Genomic DNA, 14,499 nt, shown 5'->3' on the forward strand with positions numbered 1-14,499 from the left:
GGCCACGGATGAACACGGATGAACCCAGATCGTCAGCAGCATGTCCCATCCGTGTTCATCTGAGTTCATCCGTGGCTAATGCTTCTTTCCATGTTCCGCCACCACCAGCGTGCGGATGCCGCCGCGGATCAGGAAGTCGCCCTCCACGCGCATCCACTGGGGCTGCGTGGCCTTCACCAGGTCGTCGAGGATCTGGTTGGTGACGGCCTCGTGGAAGGCGCCGCGGTCGCGGAAGCTCCACAGGTAGAGCTTGAGCGACTTCGATTCCACGCACAGCTGGTCGGGCTGGTAATGGATCCGCAGCTTGGCGAAGTCCGGCTGGCCCGTCAGCGGGCAGAGGCACGTGAACTCCTCCGTCTCGAACGTGATCGTGAACGGCCGCCCCGGGCGCGGGCTGGCGAACGTGTCCAACTCGCCGGTGGGCCGCGTCACCACGAACTGGGGGAGCGTTTCCGGAAGGGTGGGCTTGGGGGTCTTTTTCGTGGCCATGAGAAATCCTTTTGTGTTGTTTAACCGCAGAGGACACAGAGATCGCAGAGAAGGCCCTCAGGCAGATTCTGAAGAGGTGTGGATCACCCTCGTGACGCCATCCACCAATCGGACTTGGTTGAAATTCACGCCGAGCCCCAGAGCAAGATTCATCAGCTTCAAATACGTCAGTACCTGGGCTCGAAGCAGGTTGATGGGGCTTCTGGCCGCCTTGAGCTCGACAATCAGTCGACCCTCCACGAGCAGATCGATCCGATAGCCTGCATCGAGAATCGCTCCTTTGTAGGACACAGGTACAGCAACCTGGCGCTGAAAGGGGATGCCCGCCAGAGCCAGTTCCCTGGCCAGACACACCTCATAGGCAGATTCAAGCAATCCCGGCCCCAAGCTCCGATGCACCTCAATGCAGGCGGCAATGACGCGCTGGGACAACCCGTTGAGTCCATCGAGATCCCGTTCCACTCTGCGCCCTCTGCGATCTCTGTGGTTAATGGTTCAGGTTTTCCGGAATGAACGCGTACGGAATGGGATCCGGGAATCCCGCTTCCTTGAACCCGCGCAGCCGCAGGTGGCAGCTGTCGCAGTGGCCGCAGGCTTCGGTTTCGCCCTGGTAGCAGGACCAGCTGAGATGCAGGGGCGCGCCGAGGTCGCGGCCCTTCCGCACGATGTCGGCCTTGCGGAGGTGGAGGAGCGGGGCGTGGAAGGCGAGACGCGTCTCGGGCCTGGTGCCCAGGTTGGCGGTCTGCTCGAAGCTGCGGAGGAAGGCTTCGCGGCAGTCGGGGTAGCCGCTGCTGTCCTCCTCCACAAACCCCACGAAGATGGCGCTGGCGCCCAGGACCTCGGCCCAGCTCACGCAGGTGGCGAGCAGGTGGGCGTTGCGGAAAGGGACGTAGCTCACGGGCACGCCCGGGCGATCCAGCTCGCCCTCGGGCAGGGCGATGGAGGCGTCGGTCAGGGCGGAGCCGCCGATGGCCTTCAGGGTGTCGAATCCGATGATGAGGCGGCGGTGGGCGGGCACGCCGTAGAAGTCCGCGATGTCACGGAAGGCGCGTCGCTCGCGGTCCTGGGTGCGCTGGCCGTAGTCCGCGTGGAGCAGGGCGAGGTCGAAGCCCTCGGCCTGGGCGATGGCGGCGGTGACGCAGGAATCCATCCCGCCGGAGAGGGAGATGACGGCGAGTTCAGCCACGGGAGATCCCTTCAGCCCAGTGTTCCAGGTCGTCCATCTGGCCCTGCAGCCGGTCGCCTTCGGCGGCGTCGTCGGCCTTGGGCGGAAGCTGGTACGGCGTTCCGTACTTGATCACGCAGGTGGCGAACGGCAGCGGGATCACCATCCGGTCCCAGGTCTTCAACTCGAAGCTGCGGTCGAAGGCGAGGGTGACGGGGACGATCCACGCGCCGGTCTTGCGGGCCAGGGCGAGGGTGCCCGGCTTGAGCTTCATCAGGGGGCCGCGGGGGCCGTCGGGGGTGATTCCGAAGTCCCAGCCCTGGCGCACGGCCTGGATCATCCGCACCAGGGCCCGGGCGCCGTCGTCGCTGGCGGTGCCGCGCACCGCGTGGATGCCGAACCAGCGCCAGGTGGCCGCGCTGCGTTCGCCGTCCTTGCTGTCGCTGGACAGGATGGCCACGCCGCGCGCTTCTCCGGCCGCGTTCCGCCGCTGGAAGGGATAGGCGAGGGGCATCATGAACAGCCGCCGGTGCCAGAAGGCGAGGATGACGCGCTCATCCGCGACCACCAGGCTTTCCAGGGGCCCGAAGCCCTCCCGCCGGACCCGGAGGGTGTAGGACCACGCCTTGGTCAGGCCCGCCACCAAGAAGGGGACGGCGCGGAAGTGGAGCCACACCGACAGCGGCGAGCCCAGGGGGCGCCCCCGGTCGGCGATGTCCACGGCGGCCATCAGGCCTCTCCGTCCACGAGATCCTCGGGGTGGATCGGATAGCGCGTGCCGCAGTAGTCGCAGCGCACGTCCAGCGGACCCGGTTCCTGGAACAGGTCGGCCTTCTGCTCCGGGGAAAAGCGGCGGAGGGTCCCGACCAGGGCCTCCCGGGTGCAGCGGCAGCGGTAGAAGAGGTCCAGGGCCGCCAATTCCTCCACGCCCTCGCCCTGGGACACCCAGGTGGCCAGGAAGTCCGGCGTGCGCTCCCAGAAGGGGACGACTTCGAGGCCCTCCAGGGCCTGGACCAGCCGGGCCAGCCGCGCCGGCGGGCAGTCCGGCAGCGGCTCCACCAGGAGCCCTCCCGCCTCGCCGGTGCCCGGATCGCACCACAGGGTGAGGCTCGCCTGGATCTGCTCCGACTGCTGGAGGTAATGCTCCACTTGGACCTGGATCCCGCCTTCCACCAAGGGGAGATGGCCCACGTAGGGCTGGCCGTTGTCGCGGGAGCGCATGACCTGGAAGACGCCGGGGCCCGCGATCCACTCCGGGGCATCCTCGGGGCCGAGGTCCAGCACGCCGCGGATGGTGCCGTCGGGCCAGCAGTCCGCCACCACCGCCTTGGCCCTGCCGGCCCCCTTCACCAGCAGCTGGAGGCGCTCGGCGAACAGGGTCCGGGTCTGGAGGAGGGCCGTGGCCGACAGGAGTTCCGTGAGGCAGGCGCAGGCGGCGGGATCGAGGTGGGGATGCCCCCGCCGCACGCCGTCCCACAGCGGGCTGGCGTCCAGGGACGAAAGGCGGATGTGGTGGTCGCGCGTCAGCGCCTTCACCACCTTCGCGTGGGGGACGGCTTCGGGCATCAGTCCCATCCGATCTGCCGTCCCTTGTTCTGCTGCTCCAGCCAGGCCATCAGCGGCTTGAAGTAGTCCATCATGGCGCGGGTCGAGAGGTCCTCGCCGGTGGCGTCCTTCAGGACCTTCCGCCAGTCCTCGGTGGCGCCCTTTTCGAGGATCTGCTTCAGGAAAGCGCCGACCTCCTTGTGGCCGGAGTAGTTGCAGCTCCGCGGGTCCTGGTGGAGGATCTTCCGGGCGATATGGTCGTGCATCTGGAACTTGAAGACGGTGGCCCAGCCGTAGCTGTAGTAGTAGGCGGGGTTGTCGTTGATGTGGGTCTTGGTGGCGGGATCGCAGAACGCTTCGCCGCGGGGGCTGGGCGGCTCCACGCCCTGGAGGTCGCGCACCAGCTTCCACCAGCGGGTGTTGAGCTGGTCGGCGGGCAGGCCCTTGGCGTAGAAATCCGCCTCCCATTCGGGCATGGTCCCGCAGGCCCAGAACATGAAGGGGATGGCCACTTCCAGGGCGTCGTTCAGCAACACCTGCATCTGATCCACCTTGTAGTCCGCCGGCAGGACGCCCGCGGATTTCAGGTACGGCACCTGGCGGGTGGCCATGGCGATCAGCTCGCCCACGCCCTCGTGGAAGCTGGGGTTGGCGCCGTCCCGCAGCAGGGGCGGCACGCCCGGGTTGGTGTAGCACATGAAGTAGTAGCCGTGGCCCAGCTCGTGGTGGCAGGTCTCGAACCACTGGGCGTTGGACTCCACGCTCATCAGGGAGCGGATGTCGGTGTTCAGGTCCATGTGCCAGCAGGAGGCGTGGGAGTTCTTCTTGCGGGCGTCGCCGGCCTTCACCGGATAGAGGTCGGACTTGGTCCAGAAGCTCGCGGGCAGGGGATCGAAGCCCAGCCCCGTGTAGAAGGCCTCAGCGGTCTTGACGATGCGCTCGGGCTGCCAGCCCTTGAAGTAGGGATCGAAGTCGACGGCGCTGACGAACCCGGTCCAGTTCTGGCTCCACCGGTTGTTGATCCAGTGGGCGGGGATGGCCTTGGGCACGGGCTGGCCGTACTTCTTCGCCATCTCGTACTTCACCCAGGTGTGCAGCTGGAGGTAGAGGGGCCGCAGTTCCGCCAGGAACTTGCGGTTGAAGGCCGTCATCTCGTCCGCGGTCAGGCCGTAGCGGGCCACCTGGAGCGAGAAGTAGTCGGGATGGCCCAGCTCCTTCGCCACGCCGTTGCGGAGGTCCCGGAGGCGCACCAGGCCGTCCTTCAGGGGGATCCCGATCTCCTTGCTGGCCTCCCACCACAGGCGCCGCTCGGCCAGGTCCCCGCTGGAGACCAGCTTGTTGTCGATGTCGTTGGCGCTCACGGGCTTGCCGCCCACCTTGAACTGGAACCCGTTCATCAGGGAGGTCTGGCGGGTCTCGGCGGCGATGCGCTCGGCCACCAGCTTCGGCTGGGTCATGGGGCCTTCGGCGCCGTAGGGCATCAGCAGGATGCGCTCCAGCTGCCGGACGGTCTTCCCGTCCAGGTCGGCGCGCCGCTTCAGCAGCTCCTTGGCCTCGGTGATCACGTAGGGGTTGCCGTTGAACGCGGCGAAGGCCTTCCCCGCCCACTCGGCGGCGGCGTCGTGCTCCGGCTTCACGTCCGTGGCGGCCGCCCAGGCGGCTTCGGAATTGACGTAGTAGAGCGCCTGGTAGCCGGCGTTCACCAGCTGGAGGAACCGGTCCGCCCGCTCCTGGAGCTTCGCGTTGGAGGGAGGCACCGCCTGGGCGCTCAGGGAGACGGCCAGGGCGGGCAGAAGGGCGGAAAGGGTGCGGCGGCGCATGGGTGCTCCCGGCGAGCCCTCTATTGTGCCTTCCGGGGGGGCCGCCGTCAGCAGGGGAGCAGGACGGTGAAGCTCGATCCGAAGCCCGGCTGGCTCTGGGCCCGGATCTGCCCGCCGTGGGCCGCCACCAGCCGCTGGACGATGGCGAGGCCGAGCCCCACGCCGCGCCCCGCCTCGCTGCGCTGGCCCTGGCCCTGGCCCTGGCGGAAGGGATCGAAGATGTAGGGCAGCTCCGCCGGAGGCACCCCGCGGCCCGTGTCGATCACGGCGATCCGCAGGAAACGCAGCCCCGCCTCCACCCCGGCGCCGTATTCGACGCCGGCCTCCACGCGCACGCCCCCGCCCCGGGGCGTGAACTTGAAGGCGTTCTCCACCAGATTCAGGAGCGCGCGCTCCAGCTTCAGCCGGTCCGCCTGCAGAACCGGCAGCCCCGCGGGAACGCTCACCTGGAAGGTCAGGTCGGCCTCCGTGCCCCGCAGGGCGTAGGGCACGAGGAGGCCCTCCAGCCAGGGGGCGGTGTCGATCTCCGCCACGTCCATGGGCGTCTCTCCGCTCTCGCTGCGGTAGATCTCCAGCATCTCGTCCAGCAGGTCCCGCATCCGGGCGAACGCGTCCTGGGACTTGTCCATCAGGTCGGCGGACTGGGCCGCGCCGTTCCGCAGGGCGTCCAGGGTCAGGCCCAGGAAGGTGAGGGGCGAGCGCAGGTCGTGGACCAGCATGGCCGTGAAGTTCGACTTGAGGGTGTTCACTTCCTTGAGCTTGAGGTTGGCGTCCAGGAGGTTCTGGTTCTGGAACTCCAGCTCCCGCTGGAGGCGGGCCAGCCGCACCTGGTGCTCCACCCGCACCAGGACCTCCTCGGCGTGGAAGGGCTTGGCGACGTAGTCGCGCCCCCCCGCCCGGAAGGCCCTGACCTTGTCCAGGGGCGCGTCCAGGGCGCTGATGAACACGATGGGGATCCGCGCCAGCAGCGGATCCGCCTGGAACGCCTCGCAGGTCCCGTAGCCGTCCAGGCCGGGCATGTTCACGTCCAGCATCATCAGCTCGGGGGGATGGCGCCGCGCGGCTTCCAGGGCCATGGTCCCCGAGGGCACGGCCCGCACCCGGTAGTTTCCTTCCCGCAGGACCGAAGCCAGGAGATCCAGGTTGTCCGGATGGTCGTCCACGATGAGGATGTCGCCCTGCGGGACCAGCATGTCGTCTCTCCCGTTCATCCTTCCAGGGCGTCGAGCACTTCCTGGAGCTTGTAGGCCTTGAGAAATCGCCGGAGGGACTCGGCGGCGGACGGTTCCAGCCGGTCGACCAGACCCAGGGCCCCCTCCACATCCCCGATGAGGACCGCCTCCTTTACCTCGGCGCGCCAGGGGGCGGACTGAAGCGCCAAAACGGCCTTCAGGTTCGCTTCCGGTTCGGACTCCGGCTCCCGGACGAGGAAGCGCAGCCCCAGCAGGCGCGACATGACGTCGAACAGCTCCGCCTCGCGGAAGGGCTTTCCCAGGAAATCGTCGAAGCCCGCGCGGAGGAGGGCGTCGCGGTCGGTATCCAGGACGCTGGCGGAAATGGCCACCACACAGGTGGGCGGCGCGTTCCCCTCCCGCTCCTTCCCGCGGATCGCCTCCAGGGCGGCGAAGCCGTCCATCCGCGGCATCCGGAGGTCCATCCAGACCAGGTCCGGGCGGTGCTGCTCCCACAGCTCCACGGCCTCGATGCCATCCGCCGCCGCCAGCGCGGGCAGCCCGACGGACGCCAGCAGCCCCACCAGCAGGTCCCGGTTCTCCACGCGGTCGTCCGCCACCAGCATCCGCACCGGCCGCTGACCCGGCTCCAACCCGACGACCCGGCCCCCGCCCAGCAGCTCCGGCGGCGGCTCCCCCTCGGAAAGGGGCAGGCTGAAGGAGAACCGGGTGCCTTCCCCCGGGCGGCTGTCGAGTTCCAGCTCCCCGCCCATCAGGCGGACCAGGGAACGGCTGATGTGCAGACCGAGGCCGGTGCCCTCGCCGCCGGCGGCGGCGCTCCCCTGGAAGAAGGGCCGGAACAGGAGCCGCTGGTCCTCCGCCGCGATGCCGGGACCCGTGTCCTCCACCGCGAAGGTCGCCCAGCCGTCGGCGTAGCCGGCGCGCAGGACCACCGCGCCCCGCTCCGTGAACTTGACGGCGTTCCCCACCAGGTTCACCAGGATCTGGCGCAGCTTGGCCTCGTCCCCCTCCAGGTACGCCGGGAACCCCGGCGCCGCCTCCACCCGCAGTTCCAGCCCCTTGTCCCGGGCACGGATCCGCTGCATGTCGAGGGCGGCTTCCAGGAGGCCGGCGGCGCGGAAGGGCCCGGCGCGCACGTCCAGGCCCCCGGATTCAATTTTGCTCAGGGACAGGATATCGTTGATCAGGGTGAGGAGGTGCTCGCCCGCGCCCAGGATCCGACCCAGGTGTTCCCGGTCCTCGGCGCTGCGCCCTTCCTTCCGGTCCATCAGCTGCGCGTAGCCGAGTACGGCGTTGAGCGGCGTGCGCAGCTCGTGGCTCATGTTGGACAGGAAGGCGCTCTTGGCGCGGTTGGCGGCCCGGGCCCGGGCCTCGCTGGCCCGCAGGTCGGCCTCCAGCGCCTTCAGCCACGACAGGTCCGACGCGATGCTCACGTAGCCCACCGGCCCGCCGTCGGCCCCGAGGATCGTGGAAAGGGCCACCAGCATGGGCCGCCGGTGCCCCTCGCGGGTCACGAAGGTCCATTCGCGGAGGTCGGGTCCCTCCAGCGTCAGGCAGCGCACCAGATCGTTGTCGTCCGTCACGGGGCGGCCCTGCCGCGCCTCCAGCTCCCGGCTGCGGGCAGCCACCTCGCCGCGGTCCAGCCAGGGGGCCGTGGACCGCCCGATCAGCTCCTCCGCCCGGAAGCCCAGCAGGCTCTCGGCGTAGGCGTTGAACCGCCGCACCACGCCGCCGGCGTCCCGCACGATGATGGCCACCTGGGCGTTCTGGAGCACTGCCCGCTCGCTGGCCTCGCGCTCGCCCAGGGCCCGGATCGTCTCCCGCATCTGGTGGACCATCCGGTTCAGCTCGCGGCCCAGATCCGCCACCTCGTCGCGGCCCGCCACCGGAATCGGGGCCTCCAGATCGCCCGCCGCGGCGAGCCGCACCTGGTCCACCAGCCGCCGCAGCCCGTCCGACAGGTGGCGCGAGATCCAGTAGCCCAGGCCCATCGCCGCCGCCAGCCCCGCGACGATGACGCCGTAGGAGAGCAGCCGGATGCGGCGGACGCGGACCGCGGTGTCCGCCAGGCTCCGCTCGGCGGCCTCCTCCTGGGCGTCCGCCAGCCGGGCGACGAGTTCGGTCAGGGGAAGGAGTTGGGGCAGCAGGTCGTCGTCCACGGCGCGCCCCTCCGCCAGAATGCCCTCCAGGCGGTCCAGATCGCGGTTCGCGGCGGCGGTCAGGGCCTCCACGCGCCAGACGGTCCCGGGATCGGGTTCAGATGGAACGGCCCGGAACGCGGTCCACGCCGCAACCGCCTCCGCCCGCGCCACCCGGATCCGCGCCAATCCTTCCGAGGGCTCCAGGGCGCCGCTCCGCACCTGGCGCATCGCGGAGGGGATGCGGATCCCGTAGGCGTCCGACACGGCCTTCAGCTTGCGGACGGGCACCACGCGGGTCTCGAACATGCGGAGGGCCTGCCGTTCCGCATCGTGGAGGATCCCCAACTGGACCAGGGCCAGGCCCGCCAGGACGGCACCCACCGCGCCGTAGCCCAGCCACAGCTTGGCGGCGATGCGGATCCGGCTCAGGAACTGGACCATGGGCGGCTCGGAGGGAAGATTCCCGACCAGGATGCCAGGATCGAGGTTTGCCGTCCCGCAGGGCTCCGCTATAGTCGCGGGGTCACTGCGGATCGGAGGATGCCGTGTCCACTTCCCTGCGCCCCCTGCGGGTTCTCGCCTTCGGCTTGGGCCTCCTCGCCGCCCTTCCCGCCCGGGGCGGCGACCTGGTGGTCTCCGCCGCCGTCAGCCTCACCGAGGCCTTCCAGGAACTGGGGCGCCGCTATGAAGCGCGCCACCCCGGCACCAAGGTCGTGCTCAACACGGGCGCGTCGGACAAGCTCCTCCAGCAGATCCTGGCGGGGGCGCCCGCGGACCTGTTCGCCTCGGCAGACCAGGTGGCCATGGACAAGGCCGTCGCCCAGAAAGCGGTGGATCCGGCCACCCGCGCCACCTTCGCGGGCAACGCGCTGGTCCTGATCGTTCCCGCGGACGCGAAGGGCCCCGCCTCGCCCGCCGCCCTGCTGGATCCCAAGGTCCGCCGGGTCGCCGTGGCCAATCCCGCCAGCGTCCCCGCCGGGCGCTACGCCCGCGAAGCCCTGGAGGCCCAGGGGCTGTGGGCCGCCGTGGAAGCCAAGGCCGTCTTCGGCCAGAGCGTGCGGCAGTGCCTGGACTACGTGGCCCGGGGCGAGGTGGACGCCGGCTTCGTCTACGCCACGGACGCCGCCGTGCAGGCGGGCAAGGTGCGGGTGGCCGCCACCGTCCCCACCCGCACGCCCGTCACCTATCCCATCGCCCTCGTGGCCGGCACCCGCCAGGCCGAGGCCGCCCGCGCCTTCGTGGCCCTGGTGGTCTCCGCGGAGGGCCGGGAGGTTCTCGCCCGCTTCGGATTCACGGCCCCCTGACGCCGGATGGATCAGGCCTGGATTCCCCTTCTCCTGTCGCTCAAGGTGGCGGGCCTGGCGACGCTGGCGGTGCTGATCGCCGGCACGGCCCTGGGCTTCCTCCTGGCGCGCCGGCCCTTTCCCGGGCGGGAGCTGCTGGACGCGGTCTGCACCCTGCCGATGGTGTTGCCGCCCACGGTGCTGGGCTACTACCTGCTGGTGCTCCTGGGCCGCCGGGGACCGGTGGGCGGCTTCCTGGACCGGACCTTCGGGATCCAGCTGATCTTCACCTGGCAGGGCGCGGTGATCGCCGCGGCCATCGTGTCCTTCCCTCTGGCCCTCAAGGCCGCGCGGTCGGCCTTCGAGCAGGTGGACCCCCAGTTCGAGCGGGCCGCCCGCACCCTGGGCGTCTCCGAACCGGGGATCTTCTTCCGGATCAGCCTGCCCCTCGCCTGGCGCGGGATCCTGGGCGGCGCCCTCCTGGCTTTCGCCCGGGCCCTGGGCGAGTTCGGCGCCACGCTGATGGTGGCGGGCAGCATCCCAGGACGGACGCAGACCCTGTCCGTGGCCGTCTACGAAGCCGTCCAGGCGGGCCAGGACGGCCTGGCCGCCACCCTGGTGCTGGTGACGTCCGCCACCTGCCTGGCGGTGCTCCTGGGCGCCTCCCGCCTGCTCCGCGGCCACGACGCCCGCAGCGCGGGACGGGAGCCCTGGGCATGAAGCTGGAGGTGGACATCCGGGGCACCCTGCGTACCCGGGACCGCGTCTTCCGCCTGAAGGTGACCTTCGCCTGCCAGGCCCGCTCCCTGGTGATCTCGGGCCCCTCGGGCGCCGGGAAGAGCCTCACCCTGCGCGCCATCGCGGGCCTGCTCCGTCCCGAGGCGGGCCTCATCCGCTTCGAGGGCCGCGCCCTGTTCGACGGCGCGGCGGGGCTCCACCTGCCGCCCCAGGCCCGCGGCATCGGCCACGTCTTCCAGGACTACGCCCTGTTCCCCCACCTCACCGCGGCGGAAAACGTGGCCTTCAGCTTCTCGCGGACCTGGCGCCGCCCGTCACGGACGGCCCTCGCCGAGGCCCTGCCCTGGCTGGAGCGCCTCGGCCTCGGCGGCTTCGGAGATGCCCGCCCCGCCCAGCTCTCCGGCGGCCAGCGCCAGCGCGTCGCCCTGGCCCGCGCCCTGGCGGCCAAGCCCCGCCTGCTGCTGCTGGACGAGCCCTTCGCCGCCCTGGATCCCCGCCTCCGCGACCGCCTGCGCCTCGACCTGAAGGCGCTGGCGGCGGAGGAATCCCTGCCCCTGGTGGTGGTGAGCCACGACCTCGGCGATGCGGAGATCTTCGGAGAGGAGCGGATCGAGCTGGAAGAAGGGCGGGTGGTGGGAGCGGAACCGGCCTCCTGAGCCCTCAGCCCTTCGTCCACCGCAGCACCGGCTTGCGGGCGGCGGTGGTTTCGTCCATGCGGCGCAGGGGCGCCAGGGTGGGCGCCTGGTGCAGGGCCTCCGGGTTCTCCTCGGCTTCCTTGGCGATGGCGAGCATGGTGTCGCAGAAGGCGTCCAGCTCGTCCTTGCCTTCGCTTTCGGTGGGCTCGATCATCAGCGCGCCGGGCACGATCAGGGGGAAGTAGATCGTGGGCGGGTGGTAGCCGTGGTCGATGAGGCGCTTGGCGATGTCCAGGGTGTGGACGTCGTGCTGGGCCTGGATCGTGTCGCTGAAGACCACCTCGTGGAGGCTGGGCGAATCGATGTGCAGAGCGTAGGCGCCCTTGAGCCGGGCGCGGATGTAGTTGGCGTTCACGATGGCGCGCAGCGTGGCTTCCTTGAGGCCGTCGGACCCGTGGCTCAGGCAGTAGGTCAGGGCGCGCACCAGGATCCCGAAGTTGCCGTAGAAGGTGTGCACCTTGCCGATGCTCTGGGGCCGGTTCCAGTCCCAGCGGTAGGTGTGCCGGGGCACTTCGCCCTCGCCCACCTTCACCGTCTCCCGCACGACCACGGGCACCGGGAGGAAGGGCGCCAGCTTCTCGGTGCAGCACACGGGACCCGCGCCGGGGCCGCCGCCGCCGTGGGGCGTCGACATGGTCTTGTGCAGGTTGAGGTGCATCACGTCCACGCCGAAGTCGCCGGGCCGCGCCACGCCCACCAAGGCGTTCATGTTGGCGCCGTCCATGTAGACCAGGGCGTCGACGCCGTGCAGCAGGTCGCTGATCTCCTTGAAGCGGTACTCGAAGACGCCGACGGTGTTGGGGTTGGTGATCATGGCGCCGGCGATCTCGGTGCCCAGCTCGGCCACCAGCGTCCGGAGGCCCTTGCGGACCTTGCCGTTCACGGGATCGGTGACGTCGTCAAAGCTGATGGTGCCGTCGGGCAGCGAGGGCAGTTCCACCACCTCGTAGCCCGCCATGGCAGCGGTGGCGGGGTTGGTGCCGTGGCCGCTGTCGGGGATCAGGATCACGCGGCGCTTGGCGCCCTTGGACAGGTGGTAGGCGCGGATCAGCATCACGCCCGTCAGCTCGCCCGCGGCGCCGGCGCTGGGCTGGAGGGTGACGCCGGGCAGGCCCGTGATCTCCTTCAGCCATTCCTGAAGGGTGTAGACCATCTCCAGGTTGCCCTGCACCAGGGCGTCCGGCGCCATGGGATGGCTGTCGGTGAAGCCGGGCAGCGATGCCACCTTCTCGTTGAGGCGGGGGTTGTGCTTCATGGTGCAGCTGCCGAGGGGGTAGATCCCGTCGTCCACGCCGTAGTTCCACTTGGAGAGGCGCGTGAAGTGGCGGATGACCTCCACTTCGCTCAGTTCCGGCAGGGCGTCGAAGCCCTTGCGGACGAGGTGGGCGGGGCGGGTGTCCTGGGCGGCGGGCACGTCGAGCTTGGGCAGGTCCATACCCCGCTTGCCGGGGACGGAGCGGTCGAAGGAGAGGGGTTCGCGCTGACGAAGAAACATTTTATTCTCCCTCGTTAAGAAGGTTTGTTACTCGAGGCATGCCGTTCGTATGGAATGGAGCCTCTGTGCTTTTGAATATCTTAATTATTCTAACAGTTCCGTTAACCCCATCTTTTAAATAATTAGAAATAATTTCTTTTTCTTCACCAGTCAGTCCTTTGTACTTTTCAATTTGCCTTAAAATCATCTCTGCCTCTATAAGATTAGCTATTCCCTTCATTTGCCATATTGAATGCTTTATTTCCCTAAGAGGATCATCAGGAGGAGGCAGTAATTCTGCTTCTTTCCAGAAATCAACAGCATTTTTATAAAAATTTAAAACCAAATCAGCTGTTCTTTGAAAATCAAGCTTTTGTTGTTGTGAATGTTGAAAAAAATACATTCCCGCGGCAACTATGACTGCAACACTACCAAAAAGAGTGGACCAATTTGATAAATTTTTTAACAATATATTTTCATTCTTTGATAAAAATGCCGCAATAAACCCACTGAACAACAAGGATATATATATAGATAAACCTATAAACACTAATGTTCCACCAGTTTTTTTTATGGTTCGATCTAAAAAATCCATTATCACTCCACGGCGGCGGGGACGCGGGCCAGGATCTCGACGAGGCTCTCGATCATCCGGCGGGAGTGGAGTTCGGTGGCGCACCACAGGATGCAGCCTTCGTATTCGGGGTACCAGCGGCCCAAGTCCAGGCCCGGCAGCAGGCTCTCCGCGAGGCAGGCGGCCTCGAGGGCGGCCATGTCGCCGCGGTAGCGCAGAACGAACTCGTTGAAGAAGGGGGCGTCGAAGACGGGCTCCATGTCCGGCAGGTCCAGCAGCCGCTGGCGCAGGTACTGGGCCTTGGCGGCGTTCTGCTCCGCCAGCCCCTTCAGGCCTTCGGGCCCGGCGAGCTGGAGGAAGAGGTTGGCGCGCAACGCGACCAGCCCCTGGTTCGAGCAGATGTTGCTGGTGGCCTTGTCCCGGCGGATGTGCTGCTCGCGGGCCGTGAGCGTCAGGACGTAGCCGGTGCGGCCGTCGAGGTCCTTGGTCTGGCCCACCACGCGGCCGGGGATCTCCCGCTTGTGGGCGTCCTTCACGGCCAGGAAGCCGAGGAAAGGGCCGCCGAAGTTGGGCTTGTTCCCCAGGGACATCGCCTCGCCGCAGGCCATGTCGGCGCCCACCTTGCCCGGGCCCTCCAGCCAGCCCAAGGCGAAGGCCTCCTGGGTGACGCTGACCAGCAGCGCGCCCGCGGCGTGGATGAGCTCGGCCAGGGCCGGGAGGTCCTCCACGGCGCCCAGGAAGTTGGGGTAGCCCACCAGCACCGCCGCCACATCGCCGTTCAGCTTGGCCTGGAGGTCCGCCAGGTCGGTGATCCCGTCCTTGAGGCCCACCTCCACGAGCTTCAGGCCGTCGTGGGGGGCGAAATTGGTCTTCAGCACCTCGCGGTAGAGCGGGTGCAGGCCGCGGCTCACGAGGACGGTGTTCCGCTTCTTCTGGACGCGCACCGCCATGAGGGCCGCCTCCACGCAGGCCGTGCCGCCGTCGTAGAGGCTGGCGTTGGTGACGTCCAGGCCGGCGAGGTCGCAGATGAGGGTCTGGTACTCGAAGATGTGCTGCAGCGTGCCCTGGCTGATCTCCGGCTGGTAGGGCGTGTAGGCCGTGAACCACTCCTGGCGGCTCACCATGGCGTCGATGGCCGAGGGCACGAAGTGGTCGTAGGCGCCCGCGCCGAGGAACTGGGCGCAGAACCGGGTATTGCGGTTGGCCAGATCCATCATCTGCCAGGCCACCTCCTGCTCGGAGCCCTGGGCGGGCAGGTCCAGGTCGCGCTTCAGCCGCAGGTCCGCGGGGATGCCGGCCAGAAGATCCTCCGCCCGGTCCACGCCGATGGCGTCCAGGAGGGCTCGGTCTTCGGCGGGAGAAGAGGGCAGGTAGCGCATGGC

Annotated in this window: 14 protein-coding genes; 3 read left to right on the top strand and 11 right to left on the bottom strand. The window is 68.6% G+C overall.

Features of this window, described 5'->3' with window-relative positions; all coding sequences use genetic code 11:
* Positions 1-75: 75 nt before the first annotated feature.
* The 8 genes from queF to RAH39_RS13495 all read right to left on the bottom strand — a co-directional run bounded on the left by queF (position 76) and on the right by RAH39_RS13495 (position 8,794).
* Entirely contained in the window at positions 76-435 is a 360-nt protein-coding gene (gene queF, locus RAH39_RS13460) for a preQ(1) synthase (protein WP_373467368.1), read from the bottom strand.
* Between the two features lie 111 nt (positions 436-546).
* Entirely contained in the window at positions 547-951 is a 405-nt protein-coding gene (locus RAH39_RS13465) for a GxxExxY protein (protein ID WP_306590642.1), read from the bottom strand.
* 25 nt (positions 952-976) lie between these two features.
* On the bottom strand, positions 977-1,675 hold the full coding sequence (queC, locus tag RAH39_RS13470) for a 7-cyano-7-deazaguanine synthase QueC (RefSeq protein ID WP_306590643.1): 699 nt from the start codon (positions 1,673-1,675) through the stop codon (positions 977-979).
* Positions 1,668-2,384, bottom strand: coding sequence for a lysophospholipid acyltransferase family protein (locus tag RAH39_RS13475; protein WP_306590644.1), 717 nt, complete (start codon positions 2,382-2,384; stop codon positions 1,668-1,670). Before RAH39_RS13475 ends, queC begins: the two co-directional genes overlap by 8 nt.
* Positions 2,384-3,220, bottom strand: coding sequence for an Hsp33 family molecular chaperone HslO (locus RAH39_RS13480; protein ID WP_306590645.1), 837 nt, complete (start codon positions 3,218-3,220; stop codon positions 2,384-2,386). Before RAH39_RS13480 ends, RAH39_RS13475 begins: the two co-directional genes overlap by 1 nt.
* The gene (locus RAH39_RS13485) at positions 3,220-5,019 is read right to left on the bottom strand and encodes a M2 family metallopeptidase (RefSeq protein WP_306590646.1); all 1,800 of its coding nucleotides are present in this window, start codon (positions 5,017-5,019) and stop codon (positions 3,220-3,222) included. The genes RAH39_RS13480 and RAH39_RS13485 overlap by 1 nt, the downstream gene beginning before the upstream one ends.
* A gap of 47 nt (positions 5,020-5,066) precedes the next feature.
* Positions 5,067-6,212: a hybrid sensor histidine kinase/response regulator gene (locus RAH39_RS13490; RefSeq protein ID WP_306590647.1), complete on the bottom strand. Its 1,146-nt coding sequence runs from the start codon at positions 6,210-6,212 to the stop codon at positions 5,067-5,069.
* 14 nt (positions 6,213-6,226) lie between these two features.
* Positions 6,227-8,794, bottom strand: a complete 2,568-nt coding sequence (locus tag RAH39_RS13495) for an ATP-binding protein (protein ID WP_306590648.1) — start codon at positions 8,792-8,794, stop codon at positions 6,227-6,229.
* Between the two features lie 104 nt (positions 8,795-8,898).
* Here RAH39_RS13495 and modA point away from each other — a divergent pair, with 104 nt between their 5' ends.
* The 3 genes from modA to RAH39_RS13510 are packed head-to-tail and all read left to right on the top strand — an operon-like array spanning position 8,899 to position 11,030.
* A complete protein-coding gene (modA, locus tag RAH39_RS13500) occupies positions 8,899-9,657 on the top strand; it encodes a molybdate ABC transporter substrate-binding protein (protein WP_306590649.1) in 759 nt (252 codons plus the stop codon).
* A 6-nt stretch (positions 9,658-9,663) separates the two neighbouring features.
* Positions 9,664-10,356 carry a molybdate ABC transporter permease subunit gene (modB, locus tag RAH39_RS13505; protein ID WP_306590650.1) on the top strand — a complete coding sequence of 231 codons (693 nt, stop codon included), beginning with the start codon at positions 9,664-9,666 and terminating at the stop codon, positions 10,354-10,356.
* On the top strand, positions 10,353-11,030 hold the full coding sequence (locus RAH39_RS13510; protein ID WP_306590651.1) for an ATP-binding cassette domain-containing protein: 678 nt from the start codon (positions 10,353-10,355) through the stop codon (positions 11,028-11,030). Before modB ends, RAH39_RS13510 begins: the two co-directional genes overlap by 4 nt.
* Before the next feature lie 4 nt (positions 11,031-11,034).
* Here RAH39_RS13510 and gcvPB read toward each other — a convergent pair whose 3' ends face one another.
* The 3 genes from gcvPB to gcvPA are packed head-to-tail and all read right to left on the bottom strand — an operon-like array spanning position 11,035 to position 14,496.
* Positions 11,035-12,564 carry an aminomethyl-transferring glycine dehydrogenase subunit GcvPB gene (gcvPB, locus tag RAH39_RS13515; RefSeq protein WP_306590652.1) on the bottom strand — a complete coding sequence of 510 codons (1,530 nt, stop codon included), beginning with the start codon at positions 12,562-12,564 and terminating at the stop codon, positions 11,035-11,037.
* A gap of 1 nt (position 12,565) precedes the next feature.
* Complete coding sequence (locus RAH39_RS13520; RefSeq protein ID WP_306590653.1) at positions 12,566-13,138, bottom strand: hypothetical protein; 573 nt, start codon at positions 13,136-13,138, stop codon at positions 12,566-12,568.
* 2 nt (positions 13,139-13,140) lie between these two features.
* Positions 13,141-14,496: an aminomethyl-transferring glycine dehydrogenase subunit GcvPA gene (gene gcvPA, locus RAH39_RS13525; RefSeq protein WP_306590654.1), complete on the bottom strand. Its 1,356-nt coding sequence runs from the start codon at positions 14,494-14,496 to the stop codon at positions 13,141-13,143.
* Positions 14,497-14,499 lie beyond the last annotated feature (3 nt).

The organism is Geothrix sp. 21YS21S-4 (assembly GCF_030845995.1).
In the GTDB taxonomy this organism is placed as follows: Bacteria; Acidobacteriota; Holophagae; order Holophagales; family Holophagaceae; genus Geothrix.